The organism is Meishania litoralis, assembly GCF_042611095.1.
Lineage (GTDB): Bacteria > Bacteroidota > Bacteroidia > Flavobacteriales > Flavobacteriaceae > Meishania > Meishania litoralis.
The window spans coordinates 1-20,415 of record NZ_JBHFPV010000004.1; the positions used below are offsets into that span (position 1 = coordinate 1).

Annotated in this window: 12 protein-coding genes; 7 read left to right on the forward strand and 5 right to left on the reverse strand. The window is 42.4% G+C overall.

Annotated elements, in window-relative coordinates; translation table 11 throughout:
* The first annotated feature begins 181 nt into the window (after window positions 1-181).
* Window positions 182-1,774, forward strand: a complete 1,593-nt coding sequence (locus ACEZ3G_RS13680; RefSeq protein WP_432426079.1) for a sulfatase — start codon at window positions 182-184, stop codon at window positions 1,772-1,774.
* Window positions 1,775-1,786: 12 nt separating this feature from the next.
* On the opposite strand, the gene ACEZ3G_RS13685 is transcribed toward ACEZ3G_RS13680, so the two are convergent.
* From ACEZ3G_RS13685 to ACEZ3G_RS13705, 5 genes are all read right to left on the reverse strand, one after another.
* Complete coding sequence (locus ACEZ3G_RS13685; protein ID WP_432426080.1) at window positions 1,787-3,253, reverse strand: glutamate synthase subunit beta; 1,467 nt, start codon at window positions 3,251-3,253, stop codon at window positions 1,787-1,789.
* A gap of 9 nt (window positions 3,254-3,262) precedes the next feature.
* Window positions 3,263-7,771 (reverse strand): glutamate synthase large subunit, encoded by a 4,509-nt coding sequence (gene gltB, locus ACEZ3G_RS13690; protein ID WP_432426081.1) that lies wholly within the window; start codon window positions 7,769-7,771, stop codon window positions 3,263-3,265.
* Between the two features lie 323 nt (window positions 7,772-8,094).
* Complete coding sequence (locus ACEZ3G_RS13695) at window positions 8,095-8,529, reverse strand: hypothetical protein (RefSeq protein WP_432426082.1); 435 nt, start codon at window positions 8,527-8,529, stop codon at window positions 8,095-8,097.
* A gap of 99 nt (window positions 8,530-8,628) precedes the next feature.
* Window positions 8,629-12,318 (reverse strand): hybrid sensor histidine kinase/response regulator transcription factor, encoded by a 3,690-nt coding sequence (locus ACEZ3G_RS13700; protein ID WP_432426083.1) that lies wholly within the window; start codon window positions 12,316-12,318, stop codon window positions 8,629-8,631.
* A 649-nt stretch (window positions 12,319-12,967) separates the two neighbouring features.
* Window positions 12,968-14,110 carry an acyl-CoA dehydrogenase family protein gene (locus tag ACEZ3G_RS13705; RefSeq protein ID WP_432426084.1) on the reverse strand — a complete coding sequence of 381 codons (1,143 nt, stop codon included), beginning with the start codon at window positions 14,108-14,110 and terminating at the stop codon, window positions 12,968-12,970.
* Between the two features lie 281 nt (window positions 14,111-14,391).
* Between ACEZ3G_RS13705 and ACEZ3G_RS13710 the strand changes: the two genes are divergently transcribed.
* From ACEZ3G_RS13710 to ACEZ3G_RS13735, 6 genes are all read left to right on the forward strand, one after another.
* Window positions 14,392-15,624: a Glu/Leu/Phe/Val dehydrogenase dimerization domain-containing protein gene (locus ACEZ3G_RS13710; protein WP_432426085.1), complete on the forward strand. Its 1,233-nt coding sequence runs from the start codon at window positions 14,392-14,394 to the stop codon at window positions 15,622-15,624.
* Window positions 15,625-15,686: 62 nt separating this feature from the next.
* Window positions 15,687-17,060, forward strand: a complete 1,374-nt coding sequence (nhaD, locus tag ACEZ3G_RS13715) for a sodium:proton antiporter NhaD (RefSeq protein WP_432426086.1) — start codon at window positions 15,687-15,689, stop codon at window positions 17,058-17,060.
* Between the two features lie 50 nt (window positions 17,061-17,110).
* On the forward strand, window positions 17,111-17,803 hold the full coding sequence (locus ACEZ3G_RS13720) for a MotA/TolQ/ExbB proton channel family protein (RefSeq protein ID WP_432426087.1): 693 nt from the start codon (window positions 17,111-17,113) through the stop codon (window positions 17,801-17,803).
* Window positions 17,804-17,812: 9 nt separating this feature from the next.
* Window positions 17,813-18,199: an ExbD/TolR family protein gene (locus tag ACEZ3G_RS13725; protein ID WP_013992279.1), complete on the forward strand. Its 387-nt coding sequence runs from the start codon at window positions 17,813-17,815 to the stop codon at window positions 18,197-18,199.
* A 3-nt stretch (window positions 18,200-18,202) separates the two neighbouring features.
* Window positions 18,203-19,147, forward strand: coding sequence for an energy transducer TonB (locus ACEZ3G_RS13730; protein ID WP_432426088.1), 945 nt, complete (start codon window positions 18,203-18,205; stop codon window positions 19,145-19,147).
* A complete protein-coding gene (locus tag ACEZ3G_RS13735; RefSeq protein WP_432426089.1) occupies window positions 19,144-20,355 on the forward strand; it encodes a bifunctional folylpolyglutamate synthase/dihydrofolate synthase in 1,212 nt (403 codons plus the stop codon). The genes ACEZ3G_RS13730 and ACEZ3G_RS13735 overlap by 4 nt, the downstream gene beginning before the upstream one ends.
* Window positions 20,356-20,415: the final 60 nt, after the last annotated feature.

A 20,415-nucleotide genomic window follows, 5' to 3' on the forward strand; every position in this document is an offset into this window, starting at 1 on the left:
CCCGTCAGCGCCGATGGTACTGCCACACCAGGTGGGAGAGTAGGTCGCCGCCTTCCTCGAAGCCCCTTACATAACTGTAAGGGGCTTTTTTTGTTTTATATCCGAAGTAAACAAATTCTTACTTTCACAGGAGTCCAAAAAAACAACAGGGTTTTACTATTTTTATTCCAAAACGAATAAAATGTTCAAAGCCATTTATTTCCATACAATATTAATTTTGGGGTTTTTGCTCGTTACGGGCTGTCAAACAGAAGGAGTTCAATCTGAAAAGAAACCCAACATTGTCTTTATTTTGGTCGATGACCTTGGTCTTCACGATTTAGGTGTTACGGGAAGTGAATTCTACGAAACCCCCAATGTTGATCGAATAGCCAAAGAAGGTATGATGTTCACCCAAGGCTATGCGGCAAGTAGGGTATGTAGTCCCTCTCGGGCAACGATCATGACCGGAAAATTTACGGCAAGACATGGTATTACCGATTGGATCGGTGCTGCTTCTGGTACCGCGTGGCGAAAACATAACCGTCATGATAAACTGCTTCCGTCTGAGTACGTACATAGCTTGCCAAATGATGAAGTAACCTTGGCCGAAGCTATGAAGGCTGCTGGGTATACTACTTTTTTTTCCGGTAAATGGCATTTAGGTAATGAGGGGTCTTATCCTGAAGATCACGGTTTCGATATCAACAAGGGTGGTTGGGAAAAGGGGAGTCCTATGGGAGGCTATTTTTCTCCTTGGGAGAATCCAAAATTAGCGAATAAAATTGACGGCGAAAATCTTTCAATGCGACTGGCCCAAGAAACAGCAGATTTTATCAAACAGCATAAGGATACTACATTTTTTGCTTTTCTTTCGTTCTATGCGGTTCATGGTCCTATTCAGACCACGCAACAAAAATGGCAAAAATATAGGGATAAGGCCGAAGCTCGGGGCATTGCGGAAAAAGGATACATAATGGAACGGGTACTGCCTATAAGACAAGTTCAGGATAATCCGATTTATGCCGGGTTAGTGGAGAGTATGGATGATGCCGTGGGCGTTGTACTACAGACTTTGAAAGATGCAGGTTTGGAGAAGAACACAATCGTGGTCTTTACTTCGGATAATGGAGGGGTAGCCTCAGGCGATGCATTTTCTACTTCGAACCTGCCACTGCGCGGCGGAAAGGGATATCAATGGGAAGGTGGTATTCGGGAACCTTATTTTATAAAAGTACCATGGTTGGACAATAATGGTTTCGAAAATGATTTTCCGGTCACCGGGGCCGATTTTTATCCCACGCTACTTGATTTGGCGGGAATCGAGCTTTTGCCTGAACAGCATGTGGACGGGATTAGCCTTAAACCTCTTTTGGAAGGAAAGCGATTGGATATAGAACGCCCTTTGTATTGGCACTATCCACATTATGGGAATCAGGGTGGTAATCCTTCATCAATTATAAGGGAAGGCAAATGGAAACTTATTCATTACTGGGAAGACGGCACTGAGGAACTCTATGATTTGGCAAGCGATGTCGGCGAACAGCGCAACGTAATCAAAGAACATGCCGATGTGGCCAAAACCCTTAGTAAAAAACTGTTCGACTGGCTGACAAGCGTCAATGCCAACATGCCGCAATCGGACCCAGAATATGATTCCGTTCTTGCCGCCAATCGACGTCAAACAATTATTGATGAAAGATGGCCGGCACTAGAGGCCCAGCGTATGGAGTTTCAGACCGAAAATTTTGAACCCAATGAAGACTGGTGGGGGAGTAAGGTTACCGAAGATTAATTTTCTTATTCCCTAAATCCTCGGCAAATCTCCATCCCCTTTTAATGGCAATGCCGAATCCCCCATTAAATATTTGTCCACATGGTGCGCCGCCTGTCTTCCTTCCGATATGGCCCAAACGATCAGTGACTGTCCTCGCCGTTGGTCACCAGCCACGAAAACACCGGGTACATTGGTCTTGTAATCGTTTTCGGTGGCCTGTATATTGGTTCTGGCATCTATTTGAAGGCCCAGCTGATCTGCAATCGTTGTCTCGCTGCCCGTAAACCCCAAGGCTAAAAGGGCCAATTCACATTTCCACTCTTTTTCGGTGCCTTCGACTTCTTTCAACTGGGGTCTTTGTCCGGGAACAGTGACCCATTCCACCTCGGAGGTAACCAAACCCGTCAAATTTCCTGAAGCGTCGCCTATGAATTTTTTGGTGGAAATGCTGAATATCCTTTCGGCTCCTTCTTTGTGCGAAGAACTAGTTCGCAATCGCATGGGCCAAAAAGGCCAAGGCTGGTTTTCGGGCCTTCCTTCAGGGGCCATGGGCATGATTTCAAAATTGGTAACCGATTTTGCACCATGGCGAAAAGAGGTACCGATACAATCAGATCCGGTATCTCCTCCACCGATTACGATTACATGTTTATCGGTGGCTTTTATTTCTTCGCCAAGGTTTTTGATACCATCAACACGCCTATTGTTCTGGGCCAGAAAATCCATGGCTTGTACCACCCCCTTTAGTTCGGCACCTTCAATTGAAAGCGGCCTTCTCACTGTGGCACCTCCCGATAAGATCACGGCATCAAAATCCTTCCTTAGACTATCCGCTTTTATAGCTACACCGACATGGATTCCACATTTAAATTCGATACCTTCTTCCTCTAAAATTTTCAGTCTTCGGTCGATAATATGTTTTTCCAATTTAAAATCAGGGATTCCATATCGCAACAGCCCGCCCGGTTTTTCATCACGTTCAAAAACGGTGACCAAATGTCCTGCTCTGTTCAATTGTTGTGCGGCGGCAAGGCCGGCAGGGCCAGAACCTACGACAGCAACTTTTTTACCTGTTCGATTTACAGGAGGTTTGGCGACCACCCACCCTTTTTTAAAGGCCGTTTCAACGATATTTTTTTCGATGTTCTCAATTGAGACGGGGTCTTCGTTAATACCAAGCACACAGGCCTCCTCACAAGGAGCCGGACAAAGTCTTCCCGTAAATTCAGGAAAGTTGTTGGTCGCATGGAGAATTTCAGCTGCCTTTACCCATTTGCCACGATACACGGCATCGTTAAAATCGGGAATCAAATTGCCCAAAGGGCATCCACTATGGCAAAAGGGAATGCCGCAATCCATACATCGCGCCCCCTGTTCCTTAAGTTCTTTTTCCTTCAAGGGCAAGGTAAACTCCTTATAGTTTTTTACACGTTCCTCTACAGGTGAATAAGCTTCAACTTTTCTATCGAATTCCAAAAATCCGGTAATCTTTCCCATGTATCGATATTATATGGTTTGCAATTTTTCTTGTTCCAATCGTATGAGTGCCTGACGGTATTCCTCGGGTAAGACTTTAATGAAATCAGGAAGACATTTTTCCCAATTCTCAAGGATGCGTTGCGCCAAAGGACTCATCGTATAATTGTAATGACTTTCTATAAGATCTTTAAGCTGTTTGATGTCTTCGGCTTTCTGAACGGGTAAAAGGTTCAATGCCTCCTTATTGCATTTTCTTTCAAAGGTCTTGTTCTTGTCATAGATATAGGCAATGCCACCGCTCATACCGGCCCCAAAATTCCTTCCTACCTCGCCCAAGATAACGGCAACACCCCCTGTCATATACTCGCAACCGTGATCACCGATACCTTCAACAACGGTCTTGGCCCCAGAATTACGAACGCAGAAGCGCTCACCCGCCTTACCGTTGATGTAGGCTCTTCCGGCTGTGGCGCCGTATAGGGTTACATTGCCAGTAATGATATTTTCCTCGGGCACAATGGTCGATCCTTCGGGGACTTTAATGACCAATTTCGCGCCTGATAGTCCTTTTCCGAGATAATCATTGGTGTTCCCGTTTACGGTCAATGTCAGTCCCCGAGTGGCAAAGGCCCCAAAACTTTGTCCTGCGGAGCCCGTAAAATTCAACCGTAATGTGTTGATAGGAAGCCCTTGGGCGCCATAAACTTTTGATATTTCATTGCTAATAATCGCTCCTACCGCACGATCTGTATTGTGTATCGGAAAATCAAGACTCAATTTTTCTTTTCTGAACAACGACGGATTCGCTTTTGCGATTATCTCAAATTCGATTGATTTGTCGACATCGTGTTTTTGCTTTTCGGTGTTGTAAAATTTGGTTCCCTTCGGAACATCGACCTGGTGCAGGATCGGGGTTAAGTCGATTCCGGCTGATTTGTAATGGTCTATGGCCTTTTTACGATCCAATTTTTGTACTTGGCCCACCATTTCGTTCACAGTTCGGAAGCCTAACTGCGCCATGATCTCTCGAAGCTCTTGGGCAACAAAGTACATATAGTTCACTACATGCTCAGGCTTGCCTTCAAATTTTTTGCGCAATTCGGGATTTTGGGTTGCAATGCCGACCGGGCAGGTGTTCAAATGACAGACGCGCATCATGATACAACCCGATGCGACCAAAGGCGCCGTGGCAAAACCGAATTCCTCGGCTCCTAGAAGACATGCTACCGCAACATCTCGACCCGTTTTTAATTGCCCGTCGCACTCTAAAACAATGCGGTTTCTCAAATCGTTCATTACCAAGGTCTGTTGCGCTTCGGCAATGCCCAATTCCCATGGAAGGCCTGCATGTTTCAACGAGGTCAAAGGCGATGCTCCGGTGCCTCCATCGGATCCCGAAATCAATACGACATCGGCCTTGGCTTTTGAAACCCCGGCCGCGACGGTGCCTACACCCACCTCGGAAACCAGTTTTACATTGATTCGAGCTTTTCTATTCGCTGATTTAAGGTCATATATCAATTGCGATAGATCTTCGATTGAATAGATATCGTGATGGGGCGGCGGCGAGATCAACCCCACATAAGGTGTTGAATTTCTAGTTTTGGCAATTGAAGGATTGACCTTTGGGCCGGGCAGTTGCCCTCCTTCCCCAGGTTTTGCACCTTGTGCCATCTTGATCTGTATTTCCTTCGCGTTTGTCAGATAGTTCGAAGTCACACCGAAACGCCCTGAGGCCACTTGTTTGATCGCACTGTTACGCCAGTCTCCCGTGGCATTTTTATAAAACCTTTCTTCGTCTTCGCCACCCTCTCCCGAGTTACTTTTACCACCGATACGGTTCATGGCTATGGCCAAATTTTCATGGGCCTCTTTACTTATGGATCCATATGACATGGCCCCGGTCTTGAAGCGTTTTACAATTTCTGTCCACGGTTCTACTTCATCTATCGGAATAGGGTCATAATTCGAAAATTCGAACAACCCGCGAATGGTCATTAAGTTTTTTGATTGCCCATTGACCATTTCTGCAAATTCCTTATAGGTTTCGGGTTCGTTGCCCCGAACGGCCTTTTGCAGTTTTGCCACCGAAAGCGGATTGAACATGTGTTTTTCGCCATCGCGTCTCCAGCGGTATTCCCCGCCGATTTCCAAATCTAAATTTGCGGCAACTTCTTTTTTGGCAAATGCTTTTTGATGCCTTTTGGCGATTTCTTTTTCAATCTGATAAAGCCCGATACCCTGTATTCTTGTCGGGGTATTCGGAAAATATTTATCGACTACCTTGGTGTTGATACCAATACACTCGAACAATTGTGAACCTCGATACGAGTTGAGTGTTGAGATCCCTATTTTGTTCATTACCTTTAAGATACCCTTTCCAATTGCCTTGTTGTAATTTTTGATGGCCTCGTCAAATGTAAATTCGGTGATGTCGTTTTCTTCGATTTGTTCCCCAATAATCTCATTGACCAAGTATGGGTTGATCGCACTGGCCCCAAACCCGAAAAGTAGACAGAAGTGGTGTACTTCCCTAGGCTCGGCAGATTCGACGATAATACTAAGCTTAGACCTTTTTTCTAGACGCTGTAGGCCACTATTGACATATGAACAGGCAAGCAATGCGGGAATTGGTGCATTGTCTTTATTGACATTTCTATCTGAAAGTATGATGATATTGGCACCTTCGTCAATGGCCCTTGAGGCCTGGTCAAGAATCGATTCAAGGGCATCTTCCAAACCATTGTGTCCTTTTTCGACTGTGTATAGAATCGGTATTGATACCACCTTATAGTCAGGGCTTGAATCATAGTTCTTGATCTTGTCAAGGTCTTCTTTTGAAATTACGGGATTCTGTATTTTTAATTTTCTACAGTGGTATTCATTTATGTTAAAAATGTTTTGATCGGCGCCCAAGGTCAGACTGATATCGGTAATCAACTCTTCGCGTATACCATCGAGGGGGGGGTTGGTTACCTGTGCGAAAAGTTGCTTGAAATAATTATAGATCAATTGTGGGCGTTGCGATAGTACGGCTATTGGAGTATCTGAACCCATTGAGCCAATGGGCTCTTTCGCGTATTGCGCCATCGGAAGGATAATGGTATTGATGTCTTCTAGGGTATAGCCGAATACCGACTTTCTTTTTTCAACCGACTCTTCGCCAAGAAATAGCGGGCAATCATTGTACGGTATATCCCTAAGATGTACCAGATTATTGTCAAGCCATTTTTTATAAGGATGTCGCGAGGCGATTTCTTCCTTGATTTCCTCGTCATTGACGATTCGGCCTTCTTCCATATTCACCAAGAACATTTTTCCTGGTTCGAGCCGCCCGTGAAACTCGATGTTTTCAGGGGCGATGTCAAGTACACCGGTTTCTGATGACATGACAACATAACCATCTTTAGTAACCGAATATCTAGAAGGTCGCAGTCCGTTTCTGTCCAATACCGCACCGATGTAATTACCGTCGGTAAAGGGAATCGAAGCCGGGCCGTCCCATGGTTCCATTAAGCAGGAGTTATATTCGTAAAATGCCCTTTTTGCCTCAGACATATCAGGGTTTTTCTCCCAAGCTTCAGGTACCAACATCATCATCACTTCTGGAAGTGAGCGCCCTGTCATCAATAAAAGTTCCACCACCATGTCCATTGTGGCCGAATCTGATTTTCTAGGAAGAATTATCGGTAGTATGTTCTTTATCTCATCGCCGAACCATTCACTTTTTAATAGTTCTTCTCTCGATTTCATGCGCGAAACATTGCCCCTCAAGGTGTTGATTTCACCGTTATGGCACATATACCGGAACGGTTGGGCTAGATCCCAAGTAGGGAAAGTATTGGTCGAAAAGCGCTGGTGCACCAATGACAACCGTGTCACTACCCTTGGATCCATAAGGTCTTTGTAGTACAGGCTGATGTCCTTGGGCATCAAAAGCCCTTTGAAAATAATAATCTTGGTTGAAAGACTAGGTACATAGAAAAATCCGCTTTCAGATAATTTAGAATTTATTATCTCATGTTCGGTCAATTTTCTTGCTATGTACAACTTCAGATTAAAATTGAAGTCGTCTTGCCCTTCATTTTCCTTGGCAATGAAAATCTGCTTTACAAAAGGTTCGGTCTCCATAGCAATTCGGCCCGGTACCGTACGGTTTACAGGTACATCGCGCCAACCTAGAAGTCGAAGCCCCTGTTTCTCGATATTTTCTTCAAAAATATCGATGCAGAACTGCCGCTGATTTTCTTTTTGGGGCATGAATATGTTGCCTACGGCGTAGTGGCCTGGTTCCGGAAGTTCAAAATTGCATACTTGGACAAAAAAGTCATGGGGAATATCGATGAGGATACCGGCCCCATCACCTGTTTTGCCATCAGCACTGACCGCACCGCGATGTTCGAGTTTATCCAATATTTCCAAAGCCTTATGAATAATGTCATTCGACTTTTCGCCTTTTAGGCTACAGATAAAACCGGCACCGCAATTATCGTGTTCAAATTCGGGCAAATACAATCCTTGTTCCTTCAATACCATATACAATATATTTACTTTCAAGGCCCATTTTGGGCATTCCAAGCCTATAAAAATATCATTTTTGTTGAATTATTTATGCTGTTTTGGCTATAATCCAACAAAAAACGCAACGATTGTAATAAAACATTAAAAAATCTTGAATTCCGAAATTTCGGACGCCAATAATTGAGATATTGATAATACACTCATCGCGTTTGGGTACGCCGCGTATTAATCTGGATTCAGAAATTAATTTGATTAGGTTGATATCTCAACTTTCATAATAGAACTTTAGGCTTCTTTGTACAGGCGAGCATTTGGCCAATGGGCCTGTTGGTCGTAATTTACCTTACCATCCATATTGTACCGCTTTCGTCGTTGTCTCCGCTATGTGTTCCGTAGATGCTGTCCGGAGTTATTATTCTTCCCTGGAAAGAAGCTCTAATTGTACTGCCATTATAGTTTATTGAACCAATGTAACTAATATTACTACCTGATACTCTCCAACAACCATTTAATGATGGAACGCCTTCCCCAGAGGCAAGTACAGTTCCGTTATCTTTGAAATTGTGCGTCTGGGGGTACGCGGTAGAATTTGAATTGAAATAGATTTCTCCAGTCCATGCTCCGACTATGTCTTTGTCGATTATACCTGCGACATCACAACTTGCCTCGGTTTCATCTGTTGTTTGCAGGTCGTTATTTTTAGAACAACCAAGAGCAAATAAGAGATGATAGATAAGGAGGACTGCCGAAACTGCGATTGCTTTGTTCTTCATACTGGATTTTGGTTAAACTTGATATATCAAAGCTAAGGAAGTGCCTCGTCGTTGCCTTTCAAATATGTTTCAAACTAGTTTGACAATGTTACCTTCATGTTATGAACGTCTGTGTTGTTCACGATAAGTTGAAGGTGTGACGCCAAGGTCTTTTTTGAAGGAAGTAACGAAGTAGGAGGGTGTGTTAAAGCCAACGTTATAGGCTATCTCTTTTATGGTCAAACGAGAATCGACCAAAAGCTTTATTGCAAGTTGTAGACGATTGTTTCTTATAAATTCAGTAGTTGATCTGCCTGCGAGTGCTTTTAGTTTTCTATGTAGTTGTGTGCGGCTAACATTCATTTTTTTTGCTAGATCTTTAGAAGACAATTGCGGGTTCATAATATTCTCATCTAGAATCTGCTGAAGACGTTTTAAGAAGGCCTCGTCCATGTCAGAAAAGGGTATATCTTTTAAAACAAACCCTTGGCGATATTTCAATTTGATATTATTGCGCAATCTCATTAAATTCTCCATTTTTAGATTTAGCACCTCTACTTTAAAGGGCTTGGTAATATAATCGTCCGCACCTGATCTTAACCCCGAAATCTCATTGGGATTTCCAGACTTCGCAGTAAGCAGAATTATTGGAATATGACTTGTGAGTTCATGGTTTTTTAACTTTTTTGTCATTTTTTCGCCATCCAACTTTGGCATCATAATGTCACTAAGTATGATGTCAGGAACTAACTTTAGTGCCGACGCAAATCCGTCCTCACCATTGGTACATTCCTTAATTTTATACCTTTCCTTGAATAAGGACTTAAGGAAAGATCGAATGTCCTCATCATCTTCAACTATCAGTAATACCGGTTTTTCGGTATTTGGCACACTAGGGGTATCATCATTTTTATGGTTTGTGAATGGGGTCGAAGTAACCAATGACGAACTATGTTCTTCAATCTCATGTTGATCGTAAGCGTGCTTTGAGATGGGTAATTTAACCGTAAATTGAATATGGCCGTTTACAATTAATTCTGCCTTGACGGTGCCATGTGACAATTGTACGAGTTCCTTTACTAAGGATAGCCCGATCCCCGATCCGTCTTTTGTACTTTCCTTTTGGTAGTAGCGCCGAAAGAGTTTTGGTATTTCTTCTTGAGAGATAGAAACACCGTTGTTCATAACAATTAGAATGAGCTGATCGTCTACCGTTTTTACTTGGCACAGAATTGTGCCATCTATTGGTGTATATTTGAATGCATTGGATAGTAAGTTGCCCGCTATCTTTTCAAGTACATCCAAATCTATCCAAGCCTTGCCCAACCCATTTGAATGCCATTCAAAGTTTATCTTTTTTTGCTTGGCTTGATACTCGAAAAGGCTCATAATCTGTTTAAAGAACGAAGAAATTTGAACCTCTTTTGCCCTTATGTTCAGATTTCCACTTTCCAACTTTGCAAGGTCTAGAAGTTGATCTACAAGCTTAAGTAGTCTTTTCGTGCTTTTATCAACTAATTGAAGATCATTTTTAAGGCCTTCTGGGTTATCAGGATTTTGTAGCTGACGTTCGATTGGTCCTGAAATTAATGTAAGCGGCGTTCTAAACTCATGTGAGATGTTGATGTACAAACGGTTTTTGAGCTTATCCAGTTCTTTTAAGTGTTCAGACCTTTGAAATTCAATCTTCAATTTGGATTGTAGTTCCCATTTTGAATAAAAATACTGATATATCAAGAATATCAACAACAAAAAGGCGATACCGTAGGTAACCCTTGCGGTCTTTGACAAGTACCAAGGGTTTTTTATTTCAAATTTATAGGTAGCGGGAGTAAGGTCCCATATATTGTCATAATTACCGCTAAGTGCTTGAAATTCATATTTTCCAGGTGGAAGGTTAGAGTATCTTATCAAAGATTTATTTTGGCTATGGACCCAATCCGCATCATAGTTCAATAGCCTATGTTTGAATTTGTTTTTGTCATGAGATGAAAATTGTAGGGCAGATATTTCAAAAGTGAAGGAGTTTTGGTCATATTCGAAATCTGTTCTTACCGTGCCGTCTATCGGGTTGTTGAAAAGGTTTATTTTATCTATGGCCGTTTCTGGGGCATATGGATTTTCAGTTATTTCGTCAGGTTTGAACCAATTGATGCCTTCCTTGCCACCAAGGTAAAGAGTTTGGGTTTCATTGTCCCAATAGTTGGCAAAAGTAAATTCAAGAGACTGAAGGTCCTGTTGGTCATCGTATTTGAACAATTCTCCTGTGCGCTCAGGTATTTTTATAATACCTTGACTAGATGCCAACCAAAACCATTCATTGTGATGATTGATTGATTGCACCGTAAATTCTGGTATAAAATCGTATTTCAATGTTGTTTTGTTTTTCTCAGGGTCGTATCTGAGAAGGCCAGAGTTGTGGTTCCATATCCATAAAGTATTATCCTCAAAAGGTAATATCTTCGAGTAGTTGTTAAGATCTAGATCATAATGTTCAATTTTAGAAGATCTTAAGTCATAGCTAAAAAGTCCCTCATCGCCAACTATCCACATTTTCTTGTTGTTACCTTCTTTAAAATCGAATATCTTTTTTGAAGGGAATGTATTTATGTTTTCGGCTTCTATTCTTATAACTGGCGGAATCGTGCTTTCTGGATCGTATTTCACCAAACCATTATTGGCTATTTGCAGCCAAATATTATTTTCAGAATCCTTCTTTATTTTTTCGACCCAAGAATTTAGTACTTTTTTTGTGCCGACATTTTTTAATACCCCGTTTTGGTCATAGTTCATAACCTGAATTTCTGAATCAGTATTGCTGACCCATAGCTCTTTTCCTATAAACTCCATAGATAGAATTCCATTACCGGTCAGGCCACAGTTTTCGTTATTGAAACTAGTTATGTCTCCTGTTGTTCCATCAATTTTGAATATTCCAGATTCCATTGAAGCAAGCCATATATGACCTTCAGAATCTTTTTGGATTTCAGTGATGGTCGACATTGTGAGATCATGTGGTAATTCATTTTGAGTAAGCCGATTGAATTTAAATAAAAAGGGGTCGTACAGACTGATGCCCCTGGTATTGGTAATCCAAATACCCTTATGGGAGTCTTCATACAGCATTAAGGTTTTGTTCGATAGAAGACTGTTGTTGTCATATTTGTTATTTGTCAAGTGATTGATCTTCTCTTTCTTAAGATCAATCAAAAAAACACCTTGTCCATTAGTAGAAACCCATAAACTGTGATCGCTATCGAACAACAGGTCGACTATTTCTAGGTCGTCTGAAAAAGAATAGTGCTCAAACCCTTCGAATTTTTCAATTCCTGACTCGGAGCCATTGAGTTTGTATAAGCCATTTTTGCGGGTACCCAGCCAAACGCCGTGTTCTTCGGAAGAGGTTATGGCACTATATCCATTGGGGTTTTGCGACGGTATCTTCAACCAGCTAAACTTGCCATTCTCAGACTTTGCGATGCCGTTTGTCGTAGAGGCAAATATATTTTCTTTGTATTCGATAATCTCAAAGATTTGTTCAGGAATTTCCTGTCTCTTCAAGAGCTGTAAAGTATCCTTGGTTTTTTGGTTTATCGAGTATAGACCATTTCCGACGGTGCCAATGAAGTAATTTCCATTTTTGGCTTGAATCATACATTTGGCCTTATCGATAGCGTTTATATCGTCAAAACTGTCAGATTCTTTGTCGTAAATAGCAAGTGGTCTATTGCCAACGATAGACCATATTCGACCTAATCTATCTGTATAGATTTTCTGGTCATTCACAAACTCATCCGTTGAGCTGATCATGGAAATGCCATAAACTTTGAATTCTTTTCCATTGTATCGATTAATACCGTTTAAGCTAGCAATCCATAGGTAACCTGTACTATCTTTTGAAACACTATAGACCAAGTCCCTTGGTAGTCCATGTCGGCGGCCAATGTTTTTAAAGTTGATTTTTTCGCAGCTCTGATTGGTTTGGGATAAACAATGGCATGATGATGCCAATAAAAAAAGCATTACAAGTATAGCTTTTATGTAATGCTGACACCATTGAGAAGACGATGTGGAGCCAATATTATAGTTGTTTTTTACCAATCCTTTTGAAGTAAAATCTGAATCAATTTTAAAGCATTTTTTAATCACGGGGAAATAAGATAAGAATTTTTGAAAACACCCTTACCTCTTTTTCTTAATGATTCACAGATGTATTATGTGTGAACAATATCAGGATGACGTAGCCTCTTTATTTTGTAAATATGTTGAAAATGCTCATGGCGATAAGATATTATTGGCAAACCTGATGTTTTATTGATTACGTAAAGATTGCACAAATTGGCAATTGTTCACTGTCTCAATCTGAAGCATTACAGCTTTTAAAAGTCAGTTGGTATTAAGTTTTACGGGCAGTATGGCTGTTGAAGTGTCAATGATTAGAAGTTGCCACAATGCAATTTTAACCTTTTAGTATGTTACGTGAAATAACGATTTTCTGAATTTCCGAAGTTCCCTCGTAGATTTGTGTAATCTTGGCATCACGCATCAATCGCTCGACATGGTAGTCCTTTACGTAACCGTTTCCGCCGTGGATCTGCACTGCCTCTATGGTCGTTTCCATTGCGACCTGTGATGCATAAAGTTTGGCCATGGCCCCTGAAAGATCATAGTCAGAACCATTATCTTTATCCCATGCCGCTTTGTAGACCAAATGTCGCGCCGCTTCGATCTGGGTATGCATATCGGCCAATTTAAAGGCTATGGCCTGGTGATTGGCTATTTCGGTGCCGAACGCCTTTCTTTCTTTCGCGTATTTTTTTGCCAGTTCATAGGCTCCGGCCGCAATTCCCAAAGCTTGGGCGGCAATACCGATTCGCCCTCCCGCTAAAGTCTTCATGGCAAATTTGAATCCGAAGCCATCTTCTCCGATTCGGTTTTCCTTGGGTACTTTTACATCGTTGAAATTAAGCGAATGGGTATCGCTTCCTCGAATGCCCAGTTTATTTTCTTTTGGGCCGATTTCAAAACCCTTTGCACCTTTCTCAACAATAAGTGCATTGATGCCCTTATGGCCTTTATCCACATGGGTTTGGGCGATTACCAAGTAGATCCCGGCCGTACTTCCATTGGTTATCCAATTTTTGGTGCCGTTCAAGATATAATGGTCACCTTTGTCGATTGCCGTCGTTTTTTGGGAAGTGGCATCACTTCCTGCCTCGGGTTCGGACAGACAAAAGGCTCCTATTGTCTCACCAGTTGCCAATCGAGGCAGGTATTTTTGTTTTTGCTCTTCCGTTCCGTAGGCTTCTAAACCATAACATACAAGCGAATTGTTGACAGATACGACTACCGAGGCCGACGCATCGACCTTAGAAAGTTCTTCCATAACGAGCACATAAGACAAGGTATCCAGCCCACTTCCCCCGTATTTCGGGTCTACCATCATACCCAAGAAACCAAGTTCGCCCATTTTTGCAACCTGTTCAGAAGGGAAACGCTGTGCATCATCCCTTTCGATTACTTCGGGAAGCAATTCGTTCTGCGCAAAATCTCTTGCGGCTTGTTGTATCATCAATTGTTCTTCGGAAAGTGTAAAGTCCATAATCTTGAGGAATTGTTAGTCAGTGATGCAAAGATAAGGGTATGTTTGAAAATTCAAGAGACAATATGGTCAGGTTTTAAGAATAATTCAATGGTTTTTGCTTTTACACATATCGAATAAACAGCTCCAAATTTTTATATTTGTTCGCCAAGCTTCGATAATCGATTTAATAAAAAAAATTATGAGACAGCATTAGCCCCGCAAGGGGAAAAAATGATAATCGAGATTTGCTAGATCGTCCAAGGGGCGAATAATCCATAATTTTATTTTAAATCACTAAGATGAAGGAATTACTCAAGTTATATGAAGACAAACAGCCCGAAATAGTTTTCAATTGGAAGGACCCCGAAACCGAAGCCGAAGGTTGGGCGGTCATAAATTCACTGCGCGGCGGCGCGGCAGGCGGCGGTACACGAATGCGTGAGGGCCTTGATATGAACGAAGTGCTCTCATTGGCCAAGACAATGGAGGTAAAATTCACGGTGTCGGGCCCCCCGATAGGTGGTGCCAAATCAGGTATTAATTTCAATCCGCACGACCCTAGAAAAAAAGGGGTGCTTGAGAGATGGTACAATGCGGTGGCACCCTTGCTAAAAAGTTATTATGGTACAGGGGGCGATTTAAATGTAGATGAAATCCACGAGGTCATACCCATAACGGAAGATGCAGGGGTGTGGCACCCGCAAGAAGGGGTTTTCAACGGACATTTCAAACCTACCGAGGCCGATAAGATCAACAGGATCGGGCAACTGAGGCTGGGTGTTATCAAAGCATTGGAAAGCAAGAAGTATTCGCCCGATATCTCAAGAAAATATAGGGTGGCCGATATGATCACCGGTTTTGGCGTTGCAGAAGCGGTACGGCATTATTATGATATTTTTGGCGGAAATGTTATGGGAAAAAGGGCCGTAGTACAAGGTTTCGGCAATGTTGGTGGCGCGGCGGCCTTTTATTTGGCGCAAATGGGGGCAAAGGTCGTGGGTATTATCGACCGTGCCGGTGGGGTCATTAAGGAAGAAGGTTATTCATTTGAAGAAATACGATCTTTCTTTCTCAATAAAAAAGGAAATAACTTGATGGCCGATGCGGACCAAATGATTCCTTTCGAAGAGATCAATGAACGCATTTGGACGCTACCGACGGAAATATTCTTGCCCTGTGCAGCTTCCCGGCTCATAACCAAGGAACAGATTGCCAAAATGATCGATACGGGGCTCGAGGTTGTTTCTTGTGGTGCCAATGTGCCTTTTGCCGATAAGGAAATTTTCTTTGGCCCTATTATGGAATATACCGACGAACGCGTAAGCCTTATTCCTGATTTTATTTCAAACTGTGGTATGGCCCGTGTTTTTGCATATTTTATGGAAAAAAGGGTGGGTATCGATGATAATTTAATATTTAATGACACTTCCGATACCATTAGAAAAGCAATTTTAAATATCTTTAGGCAGAATCCTTCAAAAACCGATTTGAGCAAAACCGGATTTGAAATTGCGCTGAAACAACTGATTTGACGAATAGGTTCTTTTGATCAATATTTGATATATTTCAAGCGGACCACTAAAACCGACCGAATATGGAAACCATCATTGTAATTGTATTTGTTGTGGGTTATCTGGCGATAACCATGGAACATAACCTTAAAATCGATAAGCTGATACCGGCTTTGGCCATGATGGCTATTTTATGGGCGATTATCGCTTTGGCACATATGCCGGTCTTCGAGGTCAATGCGGATCTTAAGGAATTGGAACCGAGCCACTTGGATGAAATGCTATTGCATCATTTGGGCAAGACGGCCGAGATCCTTGTCTTTTTATTAGGGGCAATGACAATAGTGGAAATCATCGATTATTTTGATGGTTTTGCTACGATCAAGGGTTTTATACGAACGAAGAGCAAGCGTAGATTGTTATGGCTTTTTTCAATATTGGCATTTATTCTTTCGGCCATAATAGATAATTTGACCGCGACGATAGTGCTTATCACGATCTTGCAAAAAGTTATCAATGATCGAAATACCAGGCTTTGGTTTGCGGGTATGATCATAATTGCAGCCAATGCAGGAGGGGCGTGGTCACCTATTGGCGACGTTACCACAACGATGCTTTGGATTGGAAATAAGGTATCCGCATTGCAGTTGATAGAACATGTACTACTTCCTTCCATCATTTGTATGGTTGTTCCCGTATTGGTCGCTAGTCGTTATACAGCTTTTAAAGGTGAGCTCGAAGGCGATATGGATACTTTGGAAGAACCCAAATCGAGATTCGGCTCGACCATGTTATATTTGGGCTTGGGAGCCATAGTATTCGTGCCCATATTCAAAACGATTACCCATTTGCCGCCCTATGTTGGCATGATGCTTTCATTGGCCGTCGTTGCGACTTTTGCCGAGATCTATAGTAATTCGAAGTTCACGATTTCCGATGCGGTCGATATTCCCGGTGAGAGCGATTCGCATGGGCACCATAGTCCGGTTCATGCTTCGCTTTCAAAAATCGAGCTGCCCAGTATTCTATTTTTCTTGGGAATATTGATGGCGGTCGCGGCAATGGAATCTTTGGGATTGCTTTTCCATTTTGCCGAAAGTTTGGACCAAACCATGCCTATGTTGGGCACAGAATCGGTTGGGGAACATGTTTCCGATCTTGTGGTCTTGATTTTAGGCATCGGTTCTGCGGTCATCGACAATGTGCCCTTGGTCGCGGCCAGCATGGGTATGTTCTCGGTGCCGATCGATGATCCGGTCTGGCATTTTATTGCCTATTCGGCCGGAACGGGCGGTAGCATGTTGATAATAGGTTCAGCCGCAGGAGTCGTAGCCATGGGCATGGAAAAAATAGACTTCTTTTGGTATCTTAAAAAAATCGCTTGGTTGGCGTTCCTCGGATTTATTGGTGGCGCGGTTGCTTTTATATTGATGCGAAATTTAGTGTTGAACGCATAATTTAATCGATAAAATACCGTTATAAGGGCAAATCAACTAAGAGAAATTATATGTTTTTGATGCAAGACCTTGCCACTGACCCAACTACAGGCGAAGTACTATCTGAAGAAAAGACCCTTTCGGTCATGGATTTGATCTTTAACGGCGGTACCGGGAGTATCGTAATTATTTCCGTTTTGTTCATTATGCTGGCCGTAGCACTTTACATTTACTTTGAACGTCTGCTGGCGGTCAATGCGGCTTCCAAAATCGATAGTAACTTCATGAACCAAATTCGTGACCACGTGACCAACGGCAAATTGGAGGCGGCCAAAATATTATGTGCCCAGACAGATTCACCTGTTGCCCGATTGACCGAAAAAGGAGTGTCTAGAATTGGTAAGCCGTTAGATGATATAAATACCGCAATTGAAAATGCGGGAACATTGGAAGTTTATAAGTTGGAGAAAAATGTGAGCATTTTGGCCACAGTAGCGGGTGCGGCACCTATGATAGGCTTTCTTGGAACCGTTATCGGCATGATTTTGGCTTTCCATGAAATGGCCACAAGTGGAGGTCAAGCTGAAATGGGATCTTTGGCATCGGGCATTTATACCGCTATGACGACTACGGTAGCCGGATTGATCGTTGGAATTATCGCTTATATGGGCTATAACCACTTGGTCAACCGTACCGACAAGGTCGTTCATAAAATGGAGGCCAATGCGGTTGAATTCCTTGATTTGTTGAATGAACCGCTTTAATCCCTGAGTATGAAATTGAAAGGAAGAAATAAGGTGAGTCCTGATTTCAGCATGTCATCGATGACCGATATCGTTTTTCTGTTGTTGATATTTTTCATGCTGACGGCAAATTCACCCAATGCATTGGATCTGTTGTTGCCCAAGGCAAAGGGAAAATCGACCAATACCCAGAATGTTTCGGTAAGTATCGATAAGAACTTACAATATTTTGTGAACAACGAGAGAATCAACGGTGAATACATAGAAATTGAATTAAAAAAAGCACTTGAAGGTCAAGACAAACCTACCATTATCTTGAGGGCCGAAGAAAGCGTTGCTATTAAGGAGGCCGTCAACGTCATGGATATTGCGAACCGTAACAATTATAAGGTTATCTTGGCAGTGCGACCCAATTAGCGCATGTCGTTCTTAGATACGAGACACAAGAAAAAATCCTTTACGCTTACAACATTATTGTTAAGTGTACTCCTACTTGTTTTATTCTACATTGGACTTACCTATATGGATCCGCCCATCGAAAATGGAATCTCCATTAATTTCGGTACGACCGATTTTGGTAGTGGTCAAGTACAACCCAAGGAAAAAATACGTTCTGAACCATTGGATACTCCGCCTGTAGAACCGACCAAACAAGAAGAGGTAGTCGAGGAAACTGTGGAGGAAGTCGTTGAAGAAAAACCGGAGGAAACTGTACCGAAAGAAGCCCCTTCCGAACAAGTGCTTACTCAAGAAAATGAGGAGGCCATTAAAATAAAGCAGGCCCAAGAAGCCAAAAGAAAGGCAGAGGATGCTGCTAGGGAAGCTCAACGCAAAAAGGAGGCCGAGGCTCAAAGAGCAAAGGCCGAAGCAGAAAGAAAAGCTGAAGAGCAGCGCAGGGCTGAAGAGAAAAAAAGACAGGAACAAGAGGCCAAAAAGAAAAAATTGGACGAGTTGATGGGCGGTCTGAACAAATCCGATGGTAGCGCCTCGGGTAGTGAGGGAGATGATGATCGGGCCGGTGATAAGGGCTCTCCTGACGGGGATCCCTATGCAACAAGTTATTATGGCAGCCCCGGTTCAGGAAGTGGTACGGGCGGTTATGGACTCAATGGCCGGTCATTGGTAAGTAAGGGTAAGGTTCAGCAAGAATGTAATGAAGCGGGAAGGGTTGTGGTACAAATATGGGTGGACAAAAATGGAAACGTTGTCAAGGCGGAACCGGGCGTAAAAGGTACAACCAACACTGCGTCCTGTCTTCTGGAGCCAGCTAAGAAAACCGCTTTTATGCACAAATGGAACCTCGATTCCAACGCGCCCAGCCAGCAAATAGGTTTCGTAGTGGTCAATTTCAAACTGGGCGAGTGACCTACGAAGAGACGCTTGATTGGATGTTCTCCAGGCTTCCAATGTACCAACAAAAAGGTAAGACGGCCTACACCGGAAAGCTTGACAATATCAAGGCACTTTCAGAGTATTTGGGAAATCCTGAAACAAAGTTTAAAAGCATCCACGTAGCCGGAACCAATGGTAAAGGTTCGAGCAGTCATATGTTGGCATCCATTCTTCAAGAGGCCGGTTATAAGGTCGGATTGTACACTTCGCCCCATTTAAAGGATTTCCGCGAACGTATTCGGATCAATGGCAAGCCTGTTCACAAAAAATTCGTCATCGATTTCGTGGCGCGAAACAAATCTTTTTTTGAATTAAGGCAGCTGTCTTTTTTTGAAATGACCGTCGGAATGGCCTTCCAGTATTTTGCCGAGGGCAAGGTTCATATTGCGGTCATCGAAGTTGGCCTTGGCGGTCGTTTGGATTCCACCAATATTATCGTGCCTGAAGTTTGCCTGATTACGAACATAGGTATGGACCATGTCGATTTTTTGGGCGATACACTTCAAAAAATAGCATGGGAAAAGGCCGGTATTATTAAAGAAGGAGTACCTGTAATAATTAGTGAATATCAAGATGCCGTGGCTTCGATATTCGAATCGGTTGCCAAAGACAAAGACGCAAGACTTGTATTTGCCCAAAAAGAAATTTTACATGCGTTCGATACATCATTGTTAGGGGAGTACCAACACAAAAATGTCAAGGGCGTCATTGCAACCGTCAAGGAGCTAAAAAGTCTAAAGGTTCGTGAAAAAGAAATAAGATCAGGCCTTCTCAAAGTTGTGGAGAATACAGGGCTTTTGGGAAGGTGGCAGATGCTCAAAGACGATCCGAAAGTAATCTGTGATACTGCGCATAATAGTGAAGGGCTATCGTTGGTTTTGGAGCAAATTAGAAAACAGAAGTATGATAAACTCCATATTGTTCTAGGTTTTGTCAAGGATAAAAATTTAGATACCATACTTCCACTTTTTCCAAAGAATGCCGATTATTATTTCGCAAGCCCGAATATTTCAAGAGGGCTTGATGTTGCCATTTTAGAACAAAAAGCTGCAGAAATAGGGCTTAAAGGTGAAGGTTTTTCCTCGGTTGATAAAGCATTTACGGCTGCTTTGAAAAACGCAAAAAAAAACGATTTCATTTTCGTGGGTGGAAGCACTTTCGTTGTGGCCGAGGTAGTGTGATTTTTTCTTTTTTTCTTTTGGGTGTATCCAAAACTGTTCTATATTTGCACACCTTTTTAT